The sequence below is a fragment of the Nocardioides pacificus genome (genome assembly GCF_054775955.1).
The window spans coordinates 614,048-633,998 of the sequence record NZ_BAAHCI010000015.1; the positions used below are offsets into that span (position 1 = coordinate 614,048).

Genomic DNA, 19,951 nt, shown 5'->3' on the forward strand with positions numbered 1-19,951 from the left:
CACCGAGGGGGTACGCAACCTTCTCGACCAGCGAGCGACGGGGTCGCCTCGGCCGCGCCTGGGCTCCCGCCGCCGAGCGCTAGGCTCGACGCATGCCGTCGACCAGCAGCCTCGACCCCGACAACCTCGCCGCGATCTTCAAGGCGTACGACGTGCGGGGCACGGTCCCCGACCAGCTCGACGAGGAGCTCGCCCGCCGCACGGGCGGTGCGTTCGTCCAGGTGACGGGGGCGCCGAAGGTCGTCGTCGGGCACGACATGCGCCCCAGCTCGCCGGGGATGGCGCGCGCCTTCGCCGAGGGGGCCTCGGTCGCGGGCGCCGACGTCGTGCTGATCGGGCTGGCCTCCACCGACCAGCTCTACTTCGCCTCGGGGCATCTCGGCCAGGCCGGTGCGATGTTCACCGCCAGCCACAACCCGGCGCAGTACAACGGGATCAAGATGTGCCGGGCCCACGCCGTCCCGATCGGCATGGAGACCGGGTTGGCCGAGATCCGGGACACGGTCGCCGCAGGGGACGTCGTGGCCGCCCCGACGCCCGGCACCATCACCGAGCAGGACGTGCTCGAGGGCTACGTCGCGCACCTGCTGTCGCTGGCCCCGGTGCGCGGTCGACGCCTCAAGGTCGTCGTCGACGCGGGCAACGGCATGGCCGGGCTGACCGCCCCGGCGGTGTTCGAGGCGCTCGGCGACGTGGTGGACATGGTGCCGCTCTACTTCGAGCTGGACGGCTCCTTCCCGAACCACGAGGCCAACCCGATCGAGGCGGCCAACCTGGTCGACCTGCAGGAGCGGGTGCTGGCGGAGGGCGCCGACATCGGCCTCGCCTTCGACGGGGACGCCGACCGCTGCTTCCTCGTCGACGAGGAGGGCAGGGCCGTCTCGCCGTCCACCCTGACCGGTCTGATCGCGGCCCGCGAGCTGGCCCGTGAGCCTGGCTCCACGGTGATCCACAACCTGATCACCAGCCGATCGGTGCCCCAGATCGTGACCGAGTTGGGCGGCACCCCGGTGCGCACCCGGGTCGGGCACTCCTACATCAAGGCCACGATGGCCGAGACCAACGCGATCTTCGGCGGCGAGCACAGCGGGCACTTCTACTTCCGCGACTTCTGGCGTGCCGACTCGGGGATGCTCGCGGCCCTTCACGCGCTGGCCGCGCTCGCCGAGAGCGACGGCACGCTCAGTGCGCTGCTCGCGCAGTACGAGCGCTTCGTCGCCTCCGGTGAGATCAACACCACGGTCGCCGACCAGGCGGCTGTGGTCGAGGAGCTCGAGGCCGCATGGACCGGGGAGGACGTCACCACCGACAGGCTGGACGGCCTGACCGTGCAGCATCCCGAGTGGTGGTTCAATGTGCGAGCCTCGAACACCGAACCCCTGCTCCGGCTCAATGCCGAGGGCAAGGACGAGGCGACCATGACCCGCATCCGCGACGAGGTGCTCGCGGTGATCAGGAGAGACGCATGAACCTGGACCCCAAGCTGCTCGAGATCATCGTCTGCCCGGCGTGCCACGCCGACCTGCGCACCGACGACGCGGCCGGGGAGCTGGTCTGCACCGGGTGCGGTCTGGCCTACCCGGTGCGCGACGACATCCCCGTGCTGCTGGTCGACGAAGCCCGCAAGCCGGCCTGACGCGGGCGGGCGAGAGACGAGCGGCGAGAGGCGAGCGGCGTGACCACCTGGTTCGACGAGGCGCGACTGGACGACGAGTCGGTGCTCGCGCAGCACGACGGCACGCTCCGCCGACTGGCGGAGTCCGGCGCGCGGGTGCGCCGCGAGAGCGGCGAGTGCGCCCAGGCGACGCTCGAGGCCGTCGCCCGGATCGGCGACCAGCGGCCCCGCGCGATCGTGGCTGCCGGCCCGGACTCGCGGTTGCTGCGCGCGGTGCTCGAGCCGTGGTGTCCCGTGCCGTTCGTGGCCTGGCCAGCGCCCGGGCTCCCCGGCTGGGCCGGCAGCCTCGACCTGGTCGTGATGCTCTGCCCCGAGGGCTCTGACGTCGGCTCGGCCTCTGCGGTGGCGGAGGCCGTCCGACGTGGCTGCCAGGTCGTGGTGGCCTGCCCCGAGCGGTCGATGGTCGCCGAGCACGCCGCGGGCCGCTACAGCACGGTCCTCCCGACGGTCACCGGTGACCAGCTCGCCACGGCCGTCGTCATGCTGGACTTCCTCGACCGCGTCTCGCTGGGCCCGAGCACGGACCCGCAGGCCGTGGCCGACGCCCTCGACGCGGTCGCGGTGCGCTGCGCACCGCTGCGCGACCTCGCGGTGAACCCGGCCAAGATGCTCGCGATCGCGGTGGCGGACGCCGTCCCCCTGGTGTGGGGTGGCTCGGTCCTGGCGGCCCGCGCCGCACGCCGGGTGGCGGAGTCGATCCGGCGCGCCAGCGGTCGTACGGCGCTCGCAGGCGATGCCGAGCACCTGCTGCCCGTTCTCGAGGCCACCCGCCAGCGCGACGTCTTCGACGACCCGTTCGCCTCACCCTCCGACGAGGGCGGTGAGCTGCGCCCGGTCTTGGTCGTGCTGGACGACGGCTCCGAGGACCCGGCGGTGCGTGAGCAGCGTGGCCGGCTTCGCGCGGCCGCCGAGAGTCGGAGCATCCGCGTGGAGACGTTGACCTCGGGCATCGAGGGCTCGGCGCAGGAGTGCGAGGTGTCGCGCTACGCGTCGTTGCTGCTCCAGGGGACCTATGCCGCGGAGTACCTGCGCGCCGGCCTGGTGGAGGACGCGCGATGAGCGGCGGTCTGTTCGCCCTGCTCGACGACGTGGCCGTCCTCGCCCGTCTCGCCGCGGCCTCGATCGACGACGTGGGAGCTGCGGCAGGCCGGGCCAGCACCAAGGCCGCCGGCGTCGTCATCGACGACACGGCCGTCACCCCGCAGTACGTCCACGGTCTGGCCGCGGAGCGCGAGCTGCCGATCATCAAGAAGATCGCCGTGGGCTCGCTGCGCAACAAGCTGATCTTCATCCTGCCCGTGGTGCTGCTGCTCAGCCAGTTCCTCCCGTGGCTGCTGACCCCGATCCTGATGGCCGGTGGCACGTTCCTGTGCTACGAGGGCGCGGAGAAGATCTGGGGCAAGATCGCCGGCCACGAGAAGCACGAGGAGGCGCTCGCCACCGAGATCAGTCCGGAGCGGGAGAAGCAGATGATCGGCGGCGCCGTGCGCACCGATCTGATCCTCTCGGCCGAGATCATGGTGATCGCCCTCAACGAGGTCGCCGACGAACCCTTCCTGTCCCGCGCGATCATCATGATCGTCGTCGCGATCGGCATCACGGCGCTGGTCTACGGCGTGGTCGCGATGATCGTGAAGATGGACGACATCGGGCTGCGGCTCACGACGAAGCGCTCCGGCGCCGTCCAGAAGCTGGGGCACGGTCTGGTCAAGGGCATGCCCAAACTGCTCGCCGTGCTCTCGGTCGTGGGCACCGTCGCGATGCTCTGGGTGGGCGGCCACATCCTGCTCGTCGGCGTCGACGACCTGGGCTGGCACCCGCCCTACGAGCTCGTGCACCACCTCGAGGAGGCCGCCCACGACGCCGTCCCTGCGATCGGGGCCGCACTGGGCTGGCTGGCCAACACCGCCGCCTCGGCGCTGATCGGCCTGGTGGTCGGGGCACTGGTGGTCGCCGTGCTCACGCCGTTCGGCATCGGACACGGCGGCAAGTCGGGTCATAGCGAGGGTGGCGAGGGGCACAGCGAGGATTCTTCGGGGCAGCCCCACTCGTCCTAATCTGGATCGCACGTCATCTGGAGCGCACGCCGAACTCCGTCGCGCGCGGCAGCCAGCATCAGCTTGAGGAGATCCATGGACTACAAGGTCGCCGACCTGAGTCTGGCCGAGTACGGCCGGACCGAGATCACGCTCGCCGAGCACGAGATGCCGGGCCTGATGGCCATGCGCGAGCGCTACGGCAAGGACAAGCCCCTCTCGGGCGCCCGCATCGCCGGTTCCCTGCACATGACCGTCCAGACAGCCGTGCTGATCGAGACGCTGGTCGACCTCGGCGCCGAGGTCCGCTGGGCCTCCTGCAACATCTTCTCCACCCAGGACCACGCCGCCGCCGCGATCGTGGTCGGCCGCGAGGGCACGCCGGAGAACCCGCAGGGCGTCCCGGTCTTCGCCTGGAAGGGCGAGTCGCTGGAGGAGTACTGGTGGTGCACCCAGCAGATCCTGCTGTGGCCCGGTGACGAGTTCGCCAACATGATCCTCGACGACGGTGGCGACGCCACCATGCTGGTCCACCTCGGTCTCGAGGCCGAGAAGACCGGCCAGGCGCCCGACCCGGCCACGGCCGAGAGCCACGAGCAGAAGGTCGTCTTCGACGTCCTGCAGGCCTCGCTCGCGGAGAGCACCGACCGCTGGACCCGCGTCGCCGGTGAGCTGCGTGGCGTCACGGAGGAGACCACGACCGGTGTCCACCGTCTCTACGACATGATGCGCGACGGCTCGCTGCTCTTCCCCGCCATCAACGTCAACGACTCGGTCACGAAGTCCAAGTTCGACAACAAGTACGGCTGCCGCCACTCGCTCATCGACGGCATCAACCGCGCCACCGACGTCCTCATCGGCGGCAAGGTCGCGGTGGTCTGTGGCTACGGCGACGTCGGCAAGGGCTGCGCCGAGTCGCTGCGTGGCCAGGGCGCCCGCGTGATCGTCACCGAGATCGACCCGATCTGCGCCCTGCAGGCGGCGATGGACGGCTACCAGGTCTCCACGCTCGAGGACGTCCTCGACACCGCGGACATCATCATCACCGCGACCGGCAACAAGAACGTCGTGTCGGCCGACCAGATGTCGCGGATGAAGCACCAGGTCATCGTGGGCAACATCGGCCACTTCGACAACGAGATCGACATGTCCGGTCTCGAGACGTGGCCCGGCATCGAGCGTCAGACCGTCAAGCCGCAGGTGGACCTGTTCCGCTTCCCGGCCGCCGACGGCCGTGACGGTCACACGGTGATCATCCTGTCCGAGGGTCGCCTGATGAACCTCGGCAACGCGACCGGCCACCCGTCGTTCGTGATGTCGAACTCCTTCACCAACCAGGTGCTGGCGCAGATCGAGCTGTTCACGAAGCCCGAGGACTACCCGGTCGGCGTCTACGTGCTGCCCAAGCACCTCGACGAGGAGGTCGCCCGTCTCCACCTCGGTGCCCTCGGCGTGAAGCTCACGACGCTCAGTGACGAGCAGGCCGCCTACCTCGGGCTCGATGTCTCGGGTCCCTACAAGCCGGACCACTACCGTTACTGACACCCTCCGGCGATCAGCCGGAGGAACGTCCTGCGGGACATCGGTGAGGAAGAACCAGCATGAACGACTTCACGCCGCGGGGACGCGTCCTCGTCGTCGACGACGACGCGTCCCTCGCGGAGATGCTGTCGATCGTCCTGCGCCAGGAGGGCTTCGACAGCCGGGTCTGCACCCGGGGTGACCAGGCGCTCGCGGAGTTCCGCGACTATCGCCCCGACGTGCTCCTGCTCGACCTGATGCTGCCGGGCAAGGACGGCATCGACGTCTGCAAGGAGATCCGCGCGGAGTCGGGGGTGCCGATCGTGATGCTCACCGCGAAGGGCGACACCGTCGACATCGTGGTCGGCCTCGAGTCGGGCGCCGACGACTATGTCGTGAAGCCGTTCAAGCCCAAGGAGCTGGTGGCGCGGATCCGGGCCCGGGTGCGTCGTCTCGACTCGTCCGGCCCGGAGACGCTCACCGTCGGCGACCTCTCGATCGACGTCGCGGGTCACTCGGTGACCCGGGGTGAGGAGCAGATCAACCTCACCCCGCTCGAGTTCGACCTGCTCGTGTGCCTGTCGCGCAAGCCCTGGCAGGTGTTCACCCGCGAGGTGCTGCTCGAGCAGGTCTGGGGCTACCGCCATGCCGCGGACACGCGGCTGGTCAACGTGCACGTGCAGAGACTGCGCTCCAAGGTCGAGCACGACCCCGAGAGCCCCGAGATCGTGCTGACGGTGCGCGGAGTCGGTTACAAGGCCGGTACGGCCTGAGCGGATCGCCCCGCTCACGTCGTACGACCTGTCACTCTTGCGTCATGGCTGCGCGCATCCCTCCCGCCGTCCGGCGGGGACTGACGTTCTGGCGTCGGTCGATCCAGGCCCGCGTCGTGGCCAGCACCGTCGTGCTCTCGGCCGTGGTGGTCAGCGTTGTGGGATGGTTCCTCCTCCAGCAGACGCGTGAGGGGCTGCTCGAGCAGCGCGTCGATCAGGTCCTGGCCGAGGCCGCCAACGAGACCGACGAGGCCGATCAGCGACTGGCGGCCGTGCCCGGCACCGACATCGACGCAGCGGGCCAACGGGCCCAGCTCGTCGAGCCGATCATCCTGCGCGGAGCCGGGCGCGGCTTCGCCGTCGTGCTGGCGCCACCCTCGGAGACCGGGGACGACCTCTCCGACGGGGGGACCCTGAGCACGAAGGGCCTGGACCCGGCCAGCGTCCCCGCGGGCCTCCAGGAGCACTTCCGGGAGGAGAGCGGCACCGCCTGGGCCTATACGAGGATCTTGACCACCGACGAGGCGGGCACCACCTCCAGCGGGCCGGGCGTCGCCGTCGGCGCCCAGGTGATCCTGCCGGCCGACGGGGAGACCTACACGCTCTACTACCTCTTCCCGCTCACCGAGCAGGCAGAGACGCTGAGCCTGGTGACGCGGGCGCTGCTGACCGCGGCCGGGCTGCTGCTGGTCTTCGTCGCCGCGCTGACGTGGCTGGTGACCCGCCAGGTCGTGACGCCGATCCGCTTGGCTCGCCAGGTGGCGGAGCGATTGGCGGCCGGTCAGCTGCAGGAGCGGCTCAAGGTCACCGGCGAGGACGACCTCGCGAGGCTGGCGACGTCGTTCAACCAGATGGCCTCCAACCTGCAGCGACAGATCCGTCAGCTCGAAGAGCTCAGCCGGATGCAGCGCCGCTTCGTCTCCGACGTCTCCCATGAGCTGCGCACCCCCCTCACGACCGTGCGGATGGCCGGCGACGTGCTCCACGACGCGCGTGACTCCTTCGACCCGGTGACCGCGCGAGCCGCAGAGCTGCTGCAGAAGGAGCTCGATCGCTTCGAGACCCTGCTCGTCGACCTGCTCGAGATCAGCCGCTTCGACGCCGGGGCGGCGGTGCTCGAGCTCGACGACGTCAACCTCGTCGACGTCGCCCACCGTGTCGTCGACTCGGTCCAGCCCCTCACCCAGCGGCGCGGCACCCGCGTGGTCGTGCAGGCGCCTGCGGGTCCCTGTCTCGCCGAGGCGGACGTACGGCGTGTCGAGCGGATCGTGCGCAACCTGGTGACCAACGCCGTCGACCATGCCGAGACGGGCGACATCGTGGTGCTCGTGGCAGGCGACGAGCACGCGGCGGCCATCGCGGTCCGCGACTACGGGGTGGGGCTGGCACCAGGGGAGTCCGCGATGGTGTTCAACCGGTTCTGGCGCGCCGACCCTGCGCGCGCCCGCACCACCGGCGGAACGGGGCTGGGGCTCTCGATCGCCCTGGAAGACACCCACCTGCACGGCGGCTGGCTGCAGGCCTGGGGCCGGCCGGGGCAGGGGGCGCAGTTCCGGCTGACGCTGCCTCGTCGTGCCGGCGCCACGCTGCGCCAGAGCCCGCTACCGCTGGTCCCCCAGCCGGAGCAGGTGAGGACCGGATGAGGGCGCGTGACCGTCGTCTGCGCGGTGCCGTGCTCGTGCTCGTCCCGCTCCTGCTCGGGGCGCTGCTGAGCGGCTGCGTGACCCTGCCCGAGAGCGGACCGGTCCGGGACGCGACCGCCGAGACCCAGGGTGCCGACGTCCCCGGCGTCAGCTATGAGCCGCGACCGCCGCAGCCCGGCGAGTCCGCGGCTGAGATCGTCACCCACTTCATGGAGGCGATGACGGCCACTCCGGTGCAGACAGGTGTGGCGCGCAAGTTCCTGGCCAAGGACGCCCGCGGCGTCTGGAACCCCGAGCTCGAGACGATCCTCTACGAGGGCGCCGCGACCCCGAGCGGCGCGGGTGTCATCGAGGTCGACCTGAGCGGTGCCCACCACCTGGACGCACGCGGAGCCTGGTTGGGTCCACTCCCCGCCGAGCGCCGGCGGCTCCGCTTCGCCATGGTCGTCGAGGAGGGTCAGTGGCGCATCGCCGAGGCGCCGGACGCGCTCGTCGTCCCCGCCTCGTGGTTCGAGCAGCGCTTCCGCCAGGTCTCGCTCTACTTCCTCGACCCGACGGCACGCATCCTCGTGCCCGAGCCCGTCTATGTCCCGCGGGGCGAGCAGCTCGCGACGACGCTGACTCGCGGGCTCGTCAACGGCCCGGCACGTCGGCCTGCGCATGTCTCGCGGACCTTCTTCCCGAGCGGGACCCGCTGGGAGCTGTCGGTGCCGGTGAGCAGCACCGGCGTGGCGGAGGTGTCGCTGCAGGGGGAGCCCGGTGCGCTGACGCCCGAGAGCTCGGAGCTCGTGCTCGCCCAGCTGGCCTGGACCCTGCGTCAGGATCCCAGCATCCGCTCGATCCGGCTCCTGGTGGGCGGCGAGCCGGTCACGGCGCCGGACGGCACGAGCGAGTTCCCGGTCACCTCCGGGACCGAGCTGTCACCCACGGTGCTCACCGCGAGTGCTCAGATCTTCGGACTGCGCGAGGGACGCGTCGTCCTGGCGACGCCCGGCACGGAGGACGAGTCGCTCGACGGGCCGCTCAGCGCTCCGGGAGCTCGGTTGCGTGACTTCGCCGTCGACCTCCAGGGCACGCACGTCGCCGGCATCAGCCGGGACGGGACCCGAGCGCTCCTTGCCTCTCTCAACGAGGACGGGCCGGTCACCACCCCCGCGGCCGACGGCACCGACCTGCTCAAGCCGGCCTGGGACTTCGCGGACCGGATCTGGCTGGTCGACCGTACCCGGCGCGGCGCCGAGGTGTCGGTGGTCTTCGACGGTCGCCGACGTGCCGTCGACGTCCCCGGGATCAGCGGACAGCAGGTCAGCGACTTCGTCGTGTCGCGGGACGGGACCCGTCTGGTCGCGGTGCTCGACGCCGCGGCGGGCGACTCGGTGATGGTCAGCAGGATCGTCAGCGACGAGCGCGGCAGTGTGCTGCGCGCCACCCCCGCGCAGCGCATCGGCTGGCAGAAGGACGACCCTCTCGACGTTCGCGACCTCGGGTGGCGCACACCGACCGATCTGGCCATCGTGCACGCGGTCACCGAGGACCTCGCCGAGATCCGCACGATCTCGGCCGACGGGTCCCCGGGGAGCCTCGACGACCAGTCGGCGCCGTTCCTGATCCGCGAGGACGTCCGGCGTCTGGTCAGCTCGCCCGACCGGAGCGAGACCCTCTACGTCGCCACCGGCGCCGGGGTCGTGGATCTCAGCGACCGCGAGCGCAGCACCACGACCATCGACCCGGAGCTCGTCGCCCTCACCTACGTCGGCTGAGTCCCTCCCCAGGGAGTGAGGTGTGCCTTGTGCGGGTTGCGCCGTTGGGCTGCGATGGCTGCGTGATCGACGCGCTGGCCGACCTGCTCACCGGATCCTCCTGCGTCGGCTGCGAGCGGCCGGGCCGGCTGCTGTGCCGAGGGTGCGCCGACCAGCTCCCCGCCGGCGCGTTCTCCGCCTGGCCCACGCCCGTGCCGCCCGGGCTCGCGCCGCCCTGGGCAGCGGCGGAGTATGCCGATGCGGTGCGGCAGATGGTGGTCGGTCTCAAGGAGCACCGGCGCCTGGCGCTGCGTCGGCCTCTGGCCCGGCTGCTGGCGGGGGCGGTGCTCGCGGTGATCGACAACGGCCCCGGCTCGGGGCCGGTGGTGCTGGTCCCGGTGCCTTCGCGACGAGCGGTCGTGCGCGCACGCGGTCACGAGCCCACCTGGTCGCTGACGCGAGAGGCGGCCAACCTCCTGCGGGCGGGCGGCCATGACGTCACGGCGCGCCGGGTGCTCGTCGTACGGCGGGGCGTGGCGGACCAGTCGGGGCTCGGCGCCCAGGAGCGGGCCGCCAACCTCGCCGGGTCGCTGTGCTGCCCCACGCGGTCGCTTCGGCGCCTGGCCCACCAGCATCCGAGGGCCCGATTCGTGGTCTGCGACGACGTGCTCACAACGGGCGCCACCGCACGCGAGGCCCAGCGGGCATTGGAGGCCGTCGGCGTGGGAGTCCTCGGCATCGCGACCGTCGCCGCAACCCGCAGACGTCATCCGCCGGCCCCTCCCGGAGGCGCCGGGCGCGGGCCCTGAGACGCCGGTGACAACGGTCACCGGCGACATTCAGACACCCGTCCTTTCTTCCGGCCGTCCGACGGACTAACGTCACGTTATGGAGTCCGTTCGGGTCCGTGGTTGCGTCACTCAGACGCTCGGGGCAGCCCGAACGTCGTGGTGGCTAGCCGATGCCAGTCGCAGGCAAAACGGTCCACGTAAGGCTCGCTCGCGCGCCTCGTCCCTCCGGGGATCCGAGGTGTTCGGGCAGCTGATCACGGTGCGGCTTAGAAGTAAGTCCTGCCTCGCCCCCGCCGTCAGATACGGCGACGGGCGGGAGAAGGTGGCTAGTGGCATCAAGCTGCGAGAGCCTCAGCAGGCGATTGTGGGGTCGAAGACCAGGTCGGCCGGACGGACTCCATCCAACCCCCGGGCATCGGGCCGTGCGCGGTCCGGGTCTCGGCCTGTCCCTGAGGGGCGTGCCCGGGGGAGAACAGCCATATCGGTTGCTACATGAGAAGCACGGGAGGTTCACCATGGACGTCGTGGTCACGGGAAGGCACCTGGAGGTGTCGGATCGGTTCCGCAGTCATGTCGAGGAGAAGCTCGCCCGACTGGAGAAGCACGATCACCGCATCCAGCGGGTTCAGGTCGAGGTGGAGAAGGAGCGCAACCCGCGCCAGGCCGAGCGCGGCGTGCGGGTCGAGCTGACGGCGTTCTCCAAGGGACCTGTGATCCGTGCCGAGGCCGCGGCCGACGACAAGATGGGAGCCCTCGACCTCGCCATCGACAAGATGGCCACTCAGATGCGTCGCGCCGCCGACCGGCGTCGGGTCCACCGTGGACGGCACACGCCGGTCTCGGTCGGTGAGGCCATGGCGGACGCGATCCCGCACAGCCCCGAGGACGATGACACCGAGGTGACCGAGCGCAAGGTCGGGCCGATCACCGTCACCGGAGACGGGCCTCTCGTGGTGCGGGAGAAGACGCACCCGGCGACCCCGATGACGCTGGACCAGGCGCTCTACGAGATGGAGCTGGTGGGACACGACTTCTACCTGTTCGTCGACAAGGAGAGCGAGCGTCCCTCGGTCGTCTACCGGCGACGCGGCTATGACTACGGCGTGATCTCGCTCGAGGTAGCAGCTCTGGCACCCGACGTCGGCTGAGGCTGACAGCGGCCGAAGCCGCAGCCGGGTCCTCCGGCGACCCAGGAGCGGGGTGGTCCCACGGGGCCGCCCCGCTCCTCTGCACCGATGCCACGACCCCCGAACTGCGACCTCTGGGGGAGTCGGGTGGTCCTCGGGCCCCGCGGACGGGCATGATGCCTCTGTGAACGACCAACGCGGCACCGCTGAGCCAGACGCGATACGCGTCCTGGTCGTCGACGACCAAGAGCTCTTCCGACGCGGCCTCACGATGCTGCTCGGCGTGGAGCAGGGCATCGAGGTCGTGGGCGAGGCAGGCGACGGCATCGAGGGCACCGATCTGGCCGCCGAGGTCGTGCCCGACGTGGTGCTGCTCGACGTGCGGATGCCGCGTCGCTCCGGGATCGAGGCGTGCCTGGCCATCAAGGAGGCCGTCCCCTCGGCCAAGATCATCATGCTCACGGTCTCCGACGAGGAGGCCGACCTCTATGAGGCGGTCAAGAGCGGTGCCGCGGGCTACCTGCTCAAGGACTCCTCGATCGAGGAGGTCGCCCAGGCCGTCCGAGTGGTCGCGGACGGACACTCACTGATCAGCCCCTCGATGGCGGTCAAGCTCATCGACGAGTTCAAGCAGATGTCGCGCCCCGAGCGCAGCCAGGTGCCGGGCCTGCGACTCACCGACCGCGAGCTCGAGGTGCTGCGGCTGGTGGCTCGCGGGCTGAACAACCGCGAGATCGCCCGTCAGCTGTTCATCAGCGACAACACCGTCAAGAACCACGTGCGCAACATCTTGGAGAAGCTCCAGCTGCACTCCCGCATGGAGGCCGTGATGTACGCCGTCCGGGAGAAGCTGCTCGATCTGCCGTGAGCACCGGATGAGCGCGCGCGAGACCAGCCTGTCGCAGGCACAGGCGCGCCGGGTCGTGCTCGCTGCTCAGGGCTTCCTGGACCCGCGCCACGCGCGTCCCACCATGCGCACGCTGGACCGCACCATGCGGCGCACCGGCGTGTTGCAGGTGGACTCCGTCAACGTCCTCGCCCGGGCGCACTACATGCCGCTCTACTCGCGGATGGGCGCCTATGACGTGGACCTCCTGCACCGTGCGTCCGAGCGCCGGCCCCGACGGATGGTGGAGTACTGGGCGCACGCGCAGGCCCTCATGCCCGTCGACCTGTGGCCGGTCATGCACCATCGGCGCGAGCACTACCGGGCCCGCCGTGGCAAGTGGTCGGTGATGGCGGCGCGCCCCGAGCTCGAGACGTCGGTGCTGGAGCAGGTCCGCGCGCGGGGACCTGTGACCGCCCGCGACCTGGACGACGGCCGGCCCCGCTCGCGTGATCACTGGGGCTGGAACTGGTCCGAGGCACGCAAGGTGCTCGACTACCTCTACCTCGTGGGCGAGGTGGCCATCGCCTCGCGCAACCGGCAGTTCGAGGTGGTCTACGACCTTCCCGAGCGAGTCCTGCCCGCACCCGTCCTGGCGCTGCCGGTGCCGGACGAGACGACGGCCAACCGTGAGCTCGTGCGGCGCGCCGCCCGCTCGCACGGGATCGCATCGGCGCAGTGCCTGCGCGACTACTACCGTCTGTCGGCGGGGGCGGTCGGGCCTGCGATCGCGGAGCTGGTCGAGGAGGGGGAGCTGCTCCCGGTCTCCGTCGAGGGGTGGCGACGCCCGGCCTACCTGCACCGGGACGCTCGGCTGCCGCGCAAGGTGCGGGCCCGTGCCCTGCTGAGCCCCTTCGACCCGCTGTGCTGGGAGCGCAGCCGGACCGAGGCGCTGTTCGGCTTCCGCTACCGGATCGAGATCTACGTCCCCGCCGCCCAGCGGGTGCACGGCTACTACGTGCTGCCGTTCCTGCTTAGGGATCGGATCGTCGCGCGGGTCGATCTCAAGGCGGACCGCGCAGGCGGTCGTCTCCTGGTGCGCGGCGCCTTCGCGGAGGACCATGCTCCCGCGGAGACAGCCGAGGAGCTGGCCGCCGAGCTGACCCAGCTGGCCGGCTGGCTCGGCCTCACGGAGGTCGTGGTGGAGTCGCGTGGGGACCTGGCGCCGGCTCTGGAGTGGGCGCTGGGGGGCTCGCGAGCACCGCGATCGGGCCCGGTGGGTCCCGCTGGGTAGCATGACGGCTGGATCGCCGTGTCGCGGCGACCGCACCGTGCGGCACCAGCTGCGCCCAGTCCACCATCCAGGAGTTCAGCCCGTGGCCATCCTCGACAGAATCCTCCGCATCGGCGAGGGCAAGATCCTGCGACAGCTCGAGGCCGTCGCATCCGCCGTCAACGCGATCGAGGACGACTTCGTCAAGATGACCGACGAGGAGCTGCGCGGCATGACTGTGGAGTTCCGCGAGCGGCTCGAGCAGGGTGAGACGGTCGACGACCTGATGCCCGAGGCGTTCGCCACCGTCCGCGAGGCCGCCAAGCGGGTCATCGGACAGCGTCACTACGACGTCCAGGTGATGGGTGGCGCGGCCCTGCACCTGGGCAACATCGCCGAGATGAAGACCGGTGAGGGCAAGACCCTGGTCGCGACCATGCCGGCCTATCTCAACGCCCTGCCCGGCAAGGGCGTGCACGTCGTCACCGTCAACGACTACCTCGCGAAGTACCAGTCCGAGATGATGGGCCGCGTCTTCCACTTCCTGGGCATGAGCGTCGGCGTCATCCTGCCGAGCATGCGTCCCGACGAGCGGCGCGAGGCCTACAACTGCGACATCACCTACGGCACCAACAACGAGCTCGGCTTCGACTACCTGCGCGACAACATGGCCAGCTCCATCGAGGAGTGCGTCCAGCGCCCCCACCACTACGCGATCGTCGACGAGGTCGACTCGATCCTCATCGACGAGGCCAGGACCCCGCTGATCATCAGCGGTCCCACTCAGGACGAGGTGCGCTGGTACGGCGAGTTCGCCAAGATCGCGCGCAAGCTCACCAAGGACGTCGACTACGAGGTCGACGAGAAGAAGCGCACGATCTCCGTGCTCGAGCCCGGCATCACCAAGGTCGAGGACCACCTGGGCATTGACAACCTCTACGACTCGGTCAACACGCCGTTGATCTCGTTCATGAACAACTCCATCAAGGCCAAGGAGCTGTTCCGCAACGACAAGGAGTACGTCGTCATGAACGGCGAGGTGCTCATCGTCGACGAGCACACCGGCCGCATGCTCGCGGGTCGTCGCTACAACGACGGCCTGCACCAGGCGATCGAGGCCAAGGAGGGGGTGGAGGTCCGTGAGGAGTACCAGACGCTCGCGACGGTCACCCTGCAGAACTACTTCCGTCTCTACTCCAAGCTCTCCGGCATGACCGGCACGGCGATGACCGAGGCGTCCGAGTTCGACAAGATCTACAAGCTCGGCGTGGTCCAGATCCCGACCAACAAGCCGATGCTGCGCATGGACCAGGCCGACCTGGTCTACCGCACCGAGGAGGCGAAGTACCTCGCCGTCGTCGAGGACATCGCCGAGCGCCACGACAAGGGCCAGCCGGTCCTCGTCGGCACGGTGTCGGTCGAGAAGTCCGAGCACCTCTCCGACCTGATGAAGAAGAAGGGCATCCCGCACACGGTCCTCAACGCGAAGGTGCACGCCGACGAGGCCGCCATCGTCGCCATGGCCGGTCACCGCGGAGCTGTCACGGTCGCCACCAACATGGCCGGTCGAGGCACCGACATCATGCTCGGTGGTTCGGTGGAGTTCCTCGCCGACCAGGAGCTGCGCAAGAAGGGCCTGGAGCCGGTCGGGGACACCGCGGAGGAGTACGACGCCGCGTGGCCCGAGGTGGTCGAGCGGATCAAGGAACAGGTCGCCACGGAGCACGAGGCGGTCAAGGAGCTCGGTGGGCTCTACGTCGTCGGCACCGAGCGTCACGAGTCTCGCCGCATCGACAACCAGCTGCGAGGTCGCTCCGGTCGCCAGGGCGACCCGGGGGAGTCCCGCTTCTACCTGTCCCTGCAGGACGAGCTGATGCGGCTGTTCAAGTCCGACTGGGTCGACCGGGTGCTCACCGTGCTCAAGGTCCCCGACGACGTCCCGATCGAGAACAAGCGGGTCACCGGCGCGATCGCCAATGCCCAGGGGCAGGTCGAGTCGCAGAACTTCGAGTCGCGCAAGAACGTCCTCAAGTACGACGACGTGATGAGCCGGCAGCGTGAGGTGATCTACGGCGAGCGCCGGGCGGTCCTCGAGGGCAAGGACCTCGCCGACCAGGTGCGGGCCTTCATCGACGACGTGGTGGCGGGCTACGTCAGGGGCGCCACCTCCGACTACCCCGACGACTGGGACCTCGCCGGCCTCTGGACCGCGCTCGGCCAGCTCTACCCCGTCTCGCTCGATCTGGAGCAGCTCGAGAAGGACGCGGGTGGGCGCACCAACCTCAGCCGTGAGCGGCTGATCGAGGACCTGCGCGCCGACGCTCTGAGCGCCTACGCCAAGCGTGAGGCGGAGGTCGGCGAGGAGGTGATGCGCGAGCTCGAGCGGCGCGTGCTGCTGTCCGTGATCGACCGCAAGTGGCGCGAGCACCTCTACGAGATGGACTACCTGCGCGAGGGCATCTACCTGCGGGCCTACTCGCAGCGTGACCCGCTGGTGGAGTACCAGCGTGAGGGCTTCGACATGTTCGCCGTCATGATGGACGCCATCAAGGAGGAGGCCGTCGGCTTCCTGTTCAACCTCGAGGTGCAGGTCGACGAGGAGCCGGACGACGAGCTGGAGCTCGAGGAGGACTCGGCTGACAGCCAGCCTCCCGCGGTCGCCCTCGAGAAGCCGCGTGAGGCTCCGCAGATCCGCGCCAAGGGCCTGGACAAGCCGGCGGCCCCGCAGAACCTCACCTACTCGGCGCCGACGGAGGACGGCGACGTCGAGGTGGTCACCGAGGAGGCCGACGACCCCTACGCCGGGATCGGCCGCAACGCCGACTGTCCCTGTGGCTCGGGCAAGAAGTTCAAGAAGTGCCACGGCGCTCCCGGTGGGCCGACCGGCCTGACCACCCGCGTCAACGGCTGAGTCCCGGCTGGGCAACGAGGCCCCCTCCCTCCACAGGCGTGGAGGGAGGGGGCCTCGTCCATTTTGCTTGGGCTACCCAGATTCGACGATGCCGGTGAGGCCTGCTCGGGCGGAGATTGGGTCCGCACCTTACTTCTCGTGGCGAGAGGGAGGTGGCCACGGGGGACCCTCCCTCGCTACCCGTCAAGGAGAACCAATGAAGAAGCTCATCGCAGTTCCCGTCGTCGCGGTGCTCGCCGCGGTCGGCGCCGCCTCGGCCGCCGGTTTCGTCGGCGGTGTCAGCGCCGCCCCCATCCAGTCCGGCGACACCTACGACCTCCAGTGCGCCACCAGCGCGAGCGTGGTCGAGTGGGGGCACAACGACCACACCAACCCGCCCTACGTGGACAGCGCCCTGATCAAGCTGACCGACTCGGAGTGCCAGGGACAGGCCGTCCACCTGATTGCCCTGTCGCCGGGCGGGACCGAGCTCGCTCGCTTCAAGTCCGAGCGACTGGACCCGGCCCTGGGGGCGGGCACTCAGTACATCCGCCTGGCCTACGCGGGCCCGCCCGGCAGCGGCGTTCCCACCGCGGACCTGAACGCCATCCGGATCAGCGTGGACGGCGGCTACCCCGGCATGACCGTGGACGGCTCCAACACCAACCCGTGACCGCTCGCACCTGATCACCCGGTGGCGTCCCGACCCGGGACGCCACCACGATCTGGCTCTGGACATTCCACCCGAGGAGGCGGCCATGAGACGCCATCTGCTGAGCGGACGCATGCTCGGCAACGTGCTAGTGCTCGCGCTCCTGGGGGGCTGGTTCCTCACGTTGGCACCGACCGCGTTCCATGGCCCAGCGGCGTACATCCTGGTCTCCGGGCACAGCATGGACGGCACCTACCGGACCGGTGACCTCGTCGTGACGCGCCGACAGGACACCTACAGCGCCGGCGACATCGTGGCGTTCGAGGTCGCCAACGGGACCGGCACAGGCCAGGTCATCCACCGCATCATCGGGGGTGACGGCGCCTCCGGCTACGTCCTCCAGGGTGACAACAACCCCGATCCCGACCCGTGGCACCCGACCGACGCCGACGTCGTCGGACGTGCCTGGCTCCACGTCCCGGACTCCGCATGGCTGTTCGATCTCCCGCGTGACCCCCGGGTGATCGGCCTCGCTGCTGGGCTCATCACGCTTGTCGTCCTCACGCTCGACGCACGTCCGCGCCCGCGTAGGAGCGTGGGTGCCGGCCATGCCACGCACCGGGCGACCCGCGCCGGGGCGAGAAGATGAGACACAGCGCGCCGGTGACGGCGCTCGGCGCCGCGGTGGCGAGCCTGCTCCTGCTGCCGGGGCTGGCCCCTCACTCGACTGCTGCAGCTGCGCACCTCGAGGTCGCAGCCAGCCCGATCCAGACCTGGAGGGTCGTCGCCGAGGGATTGCCCGCGACATCCCTGCCCACTTCGCCGGCGAGTGATCCCCCGCCAGCCCCGGAGGTGGACGACATGCCGAGGAGCGACCAGGCGCCGGAGAGCGATCAGGCGCCGGAGACCGACGAGGTGCCGGGAACCGACGAGGTGCCGGGAACCGACGAGGGGCCCGAGCTCGGGGAGGCCACCAAGGAGGGGACGCTGGAGCCGTCGGTGGACGAGTGACGCTGCCGGGCACCCTCAGGCGAACTCCAGCGCGGTGCACTGCCAGCGCCCGCCGAGGATCTCGAAGCGGGCGGCGACGGCGCGCGAGCGACCGCCGTACCTCACGCGGGCACTGACCTCGGCGATCTCCCGCGAGACGAAGCAGCTGTGGATGCTCTCGACCTGCGGGCGCAGGTCCGGTCGTCGTCCTCGCCCGTGTCCGGCCCGGTGCAGACCGGCCTGGGCCACCAGCACGGCCCGTCGGGCGAGGTCCTCGTGCACCCGGGGCGCAGTCCAGCGCACCAGCTGGGAGACGGGACGGTCGCCGTGCACGATCTCGACCACGGCCTGGGTGTAGCGCCGGGCCCACTTCTCAAGGTCGCGGCGCACCGGCAGGTCGATGGAGATGACGTCGCCCCCGGCGCGACCGACGGCGCTGCGGTGGACCTCCGGAGGGTCCAGGCGCGGCTGGAGGTCGAGGGCCAGGGTGCCCTGGACGCTCGCGATGGGAACGGGGCCGGGCAGCGGGGTGACCTTGTCGTGGAAGGGAGTCATCGGATCCTCCTGGGGAGCCGCAGGTGGGTGGTGGGAAGGATGAGGTCGGGGTCGGTGCCGACGCGCTCGGCGTTGGCGGCGTAGATCGCACGCCAGCGCTCGTCGACCGCCGCGGGGCCCGCGTCGTCGGGCAGGGTGTCGGCGGCGATGCCCCAGAGTGTGTCGCCGCTGTGGACGACCACCCGGGCGGCCCGCCCGGAGTCGGCGTCGGAGTCGGCGTCGGCGTCGGCATGCGGCCCCCGCCGGGCACCCGCCCCAGGACCGTCGCGGAGCTCTGACGGAGGAGGCCGCAGATGCTGGGGGGCGCCCCAGGGATCGGCGGGCCGCTCCGGCAGCGGCAGTCCCTCCAACGCCGAGGGGCCACCGCCGTCCCCGTGCACATGCGTGGGTACGGCGTTCACGGGCGCGGCGAGACCGCTCGCGAGGGCGACGCCGCAGGCCGCGAGCAGCAGCCGGCGCAGGGCGGCCGGACAGGCGATGACCTTGGTCGCTCCCCGTCCGCGGGCGGCGCCCAGCGCCACCGACGTGGTCACCAGCCAGAGCCAGACCAGGCAGCCGACGGCGACGGCGGCCGCCAGCCACACCAGCAGGGTGTCGAAGCGCTGGGTCGCGAGCGCGCCGTGGGTCCAGGCATCCCGGGCAGCGGCGAGCTCCGGCACCGCCACCAGCGACAGGCCGCCGGCCAGGGCCGTCACGGCCAGCCACACGGAGAGGCAGCGCGCGAGAGGGGCGCGAACGTGATCCCGAGACACCGTTCAAACCTTTCGTTTGCGTCTGTTTGCCTCATTCAAAGACGATTCGCGGGGTTCGTCAAACGTTTGTCCACAGCAGAATCGCCGGAAGGGTGCGCTGGGCGCATGAAAGGGTCGACCCATGACGTGGGAGGAACAGCTGTTCGCGCTCTTCGACGACCTGGAGTCCCAGGCGGACTCGCTCTTCCACGCGGAGCGCGAGCTCGAGCTCGCCGACCGGATGCGCGCGGAGTATCAGCGCGTCGAGCTCGACAGCCGGCTGATGGCCTCCCTCGACCGGGAGGTGGGGGTGTCGCTGCTCGGGGTGGGGTCGGTCCGAGGCGTGCTGCAGCGCGTGGGGCCGGGCTGGTTCCTGCTGCAGGGACCGGGCCAGGACTGGGTCGTGCGTACCGGGGCCGTGCTCGCCGTACACGGAGCCTCGGAGCGCTCCGTGCCCGAGGAGGCGTGGTCGCCGATCCACCGGCTCGGTCTGGGATCGGCCCTGCGTCGCCTCGCCGAGGCGGGGGAGCGGTGCGTGGTGCACCTGGTCGACGGCAGCAGATACGAGGTGACGCTGGCCCGGGTGGGGCACGACTTCGTGGAGGCCGTCACGGGGGAGGGGCGCTCGTCCCGACGGCTGCTGGTGGCCCACGCCGGGCTGGCGGCGGTGCAGAGTCCTGAGCAGTGACGGGTCGTGTGCCCCAGGCCGCGCCAGAGCGCGTCGTGGGG

The 19,951-nt window shown here is 70.6% G+C and carries 19 protein-coding genes; 17 read left to right on the forward strand and 2 right to left on the reverse strand.

The features are described from left to right. The first annotated feature begins 92 nt into the window (after positions 1-92). The 16 genes from ACYU7L_RS21420 (at position 93) to ACYU7L_RS21495 (ending at position 17,957) form a co-directional block, all read left to right on the forward strand. Positions 93-1,469 carry a phosphomannomutase/phosphoglucomutase gene (locus ACYU7L_RS21420; RefSeq protein WP_460800829.1) on the forward strand — a complete coding sequence of 459 codons (1,377 nt, stop codon included), beginning with the start codon at positions 93-95 and terminating at the stop codon, positions 1,467-1,469. Continuing rightward, positions 1,466-1,636: a Trm112 family protein gene (locus ACYU7L_RS21425; protein WP_460800832.1), complete on the forward strand. Its 171-nt coding sequence runs from the start codon at positions 1,466-1,468 to the stop codon at positions 1,634-1,636. Before ACYU7L_RS21420 ends, ACYU7L_RS21425 begins: the two co-directional genes overlap by 4 nt. Before the next feature lie 39 nt (positions 1,637-1,675). Then, positions 1,676-2,734, forward strand: a complete 1,059-nt coding sequence (locus ACYU7L_RS21430) for an SIS domain-containing protein (RefSeq protein ID WP_460800834.1) — start codon at positions 1,676-1,678, stop codon at positions 2,732-2,734. After that, positions 2,731-3,732 (forward strand): DUF808 domain-containing protein, encoded by a 1,002-nt coding sequence (locus ACYU7L_RS21435; RefSeq protein ID WP_460800836.1) that lies wholly within the window; start codon positions 2,731-2,733, stop codon positions 3,730-3,732. The genes ACYU7L_RS21430 and ACYU7L_RS21435 overlap by 4 nt, the downstream gene beginning before the upstream one ends. A gap of 75 nt (positions 3,733-3,807) precedes the next feature. Beyond that, the gene (gene ahcY, locus ACYU7L_RS21440; RefSeq protein ID WP_460800838.1) at positions 3,808-5,253 is read left to right on the forward strand and encodes an adenosylhomocysteinase; all 1,446 of its coding nucleotides are present in this window, start codon (positions 3,808-3,810) and stop codon (positions 5,251-5,253) included. 59 nt (positions 5,254-5,312) lie between these two features. Continuing rightward, positions 5,313-6,005 (forward strand): MtrAB system response regulator MtrA, encoded by a 693-nt coding sequence (gene mtrA, locus ACYU7L_RS21445; protein WP_460800841.1) that lies wholly within the window; start codon positions 5,313-5,315, stop codon positions 6,003-6,005. 44 nt (positions 6,006-6,049) lie between these two features. Then, positions 6,050-7,648: an MtrAB system histidine kinase MtrB gene (gene mtrB, locus ACYU7L_RS21450; protein WP_460800843.1), complete on the forward strand. Its 1,599-nt coding sequence runs from the start codon at positions 6,050-6,052 to the stop codon at positions 7,646-7,648. Then, complete coding sequence (locus ACYU7L_RS21455; protein ID WP_460800845.1) at positions 7,645-9,408, forward strand: LpqB family beta-propeller domain-containing protein; 1,764 nt, start codon at positions 7,645-7,647, stop codon at positions 9,406-9,408. Before mtrB ends, ACYU7L_RS21455 begins: the two co-directional genes overlap by 4 nt. A 62-nt stretch (positions 9,409-9,470) precedes the next feature. Continuing rightward, positions 9,471-10,196: a ComF family protein gene (locus ACYU7L_RS21460; RefSeq protein WP_460800848.1), complete on the forward strand. Its 726-nt coding sequence runs from the start codon at positions 9,471-9,473 to the stop codon at positions 10,194-10,196. Between the two features lie 497 nt (positions 10,197-10,693). After that, entirely contained in the window at positions 10,694-11,326 is a 633-nt protein-coding gene (hpf, locus tag ACYU7L_RS21465; RefSeq protein ID WP_460800850.1) for a ribosome hibernation-promoting factor, HPF/YfiA family, read from the forward strand. Positions 11,327-11,489: 163 nt separating this feature from the next. Then, on the forward strand, positions 11,490-12,173 hold the full coding sequence (locus ACYU7L_RS21470; protein WP_460800852.1) for a response regulator: 684 nt from the start codon (positions 11,490-11,492) through the stop codon (positions 12,171-12,173). Between the two features lie 7 nt (positions 12,174-12,180). Beyond that, on the forward strand, positions 12,181-13,425 hold the full coding sequence (locus ACYU7L_RS21475; RefSeq protein ID WP_460800853.1) for a winged helix-turn-helix domain-containing protein: 1,245 nt from the start codon (positions 12,181-12,183) through the stop codon (positions 13,423-13,425). Positions 13,426-13,507: 82 nt separating this feature from the next. Further along, positions 13,508-16,315 (forward strand): preprotein translocase subunit SecA, encoded by a 2,808-nt coding sequence (gene secA / locus ACYU7L_RS21480; RefSeq protein WP_460800855.1) that lies wholly within the window; start codon positions 13,508-13,510, stop codon positions 16,313-16,315. Between the two features lie 196 nt (positions 16,316-16,511). After that, positions 16,512-16,967 carry a hypothetical protein gene (locus tag ACYU7L_RS21485; RefSeq protein WP_460800857.1) on the forward strand — a complete coding sequence of 152 codons (456 nt, stop codon included), beginning with the start codon at positions 16,512-16,514 and terminating at the stop codon, positions 16,965-16,967. An 85-nt stretch (positions 16,968-17,052) separates the two neighbouring features. Further along, entirely contained in the window at positions 17,053-17,595 is a 543-nt protein-coding gene (locus ACYU7L_RS21490) for a signal peptidase I (protein WP_460800859.1), read from the forward strand. 212 nt (positions 17,596-17,807) lie between these two features. Next, positions 17,808-17,957: a hypothetical protein gene (locus ACYU7L_RS21495; RefSeq protein WP_460800861.1), complete on the forward strand. Its 150-nt coding sequence runs from the start codon at positions 17,808-17,810 to the stop codon at positions 17,955-17,957. 15 nt (positions 17,958-17,972) lie between these two features. On the opposite strand, the gene ACYU7L_RS21500 is transcribed toward ACYU7L_RS21495, so the two are convergent. Together ACYU7L_RS21500 and ACYU7L_RS21505 are read right to left on the reverse strand one after the other, a co-directional pair. Beyond that, on the reverse strand, positions 17,973-18,491 hold the full coding sequence (locus ACYU7L_RS21500; protein WP_460800863.1) for an Rv3235 family protein: 519 nt from the start codon (positions 18,489-18,491) through the stop codon (positions 17,973-17,975). Further along, the gene (locus ACYU7L_RS21505) at positions 18,488-19,243 is read right to left on the reverse strand and encodes a LysM peptidoglycan-binding domain-containing protein (protein ID WP_460800866.1); all 756 of its coding nucleotides are present in this window, start codon (positions 19,241-19,243) and stop codon (positions 18,488-18,490) included. Before ACYU7L_RS21505 ends, ACYU7L_RS21500 begins: the two co-directional genes overlap by 4 nt. Before the next feature lie 121 nt (positions 19,244-19,364). On the opposite strand from ACYU7L_RS21505, the gene ACYU7L_RS21510 reads away from it, so the two are divergent. Beyond that, complete coding sequence (locus ACYU7L_RS21510) at positions 19,365-19,910, forward strand: hypothetical protein (RefSeq protein WP_460800868.1); 546 nt, start codon at positions 19,365-19,367, stop codon at positions 19,908-19,910. The last annotated feature ends 41 nt before the right edge of the window (positions 19,911-19,951 follow it).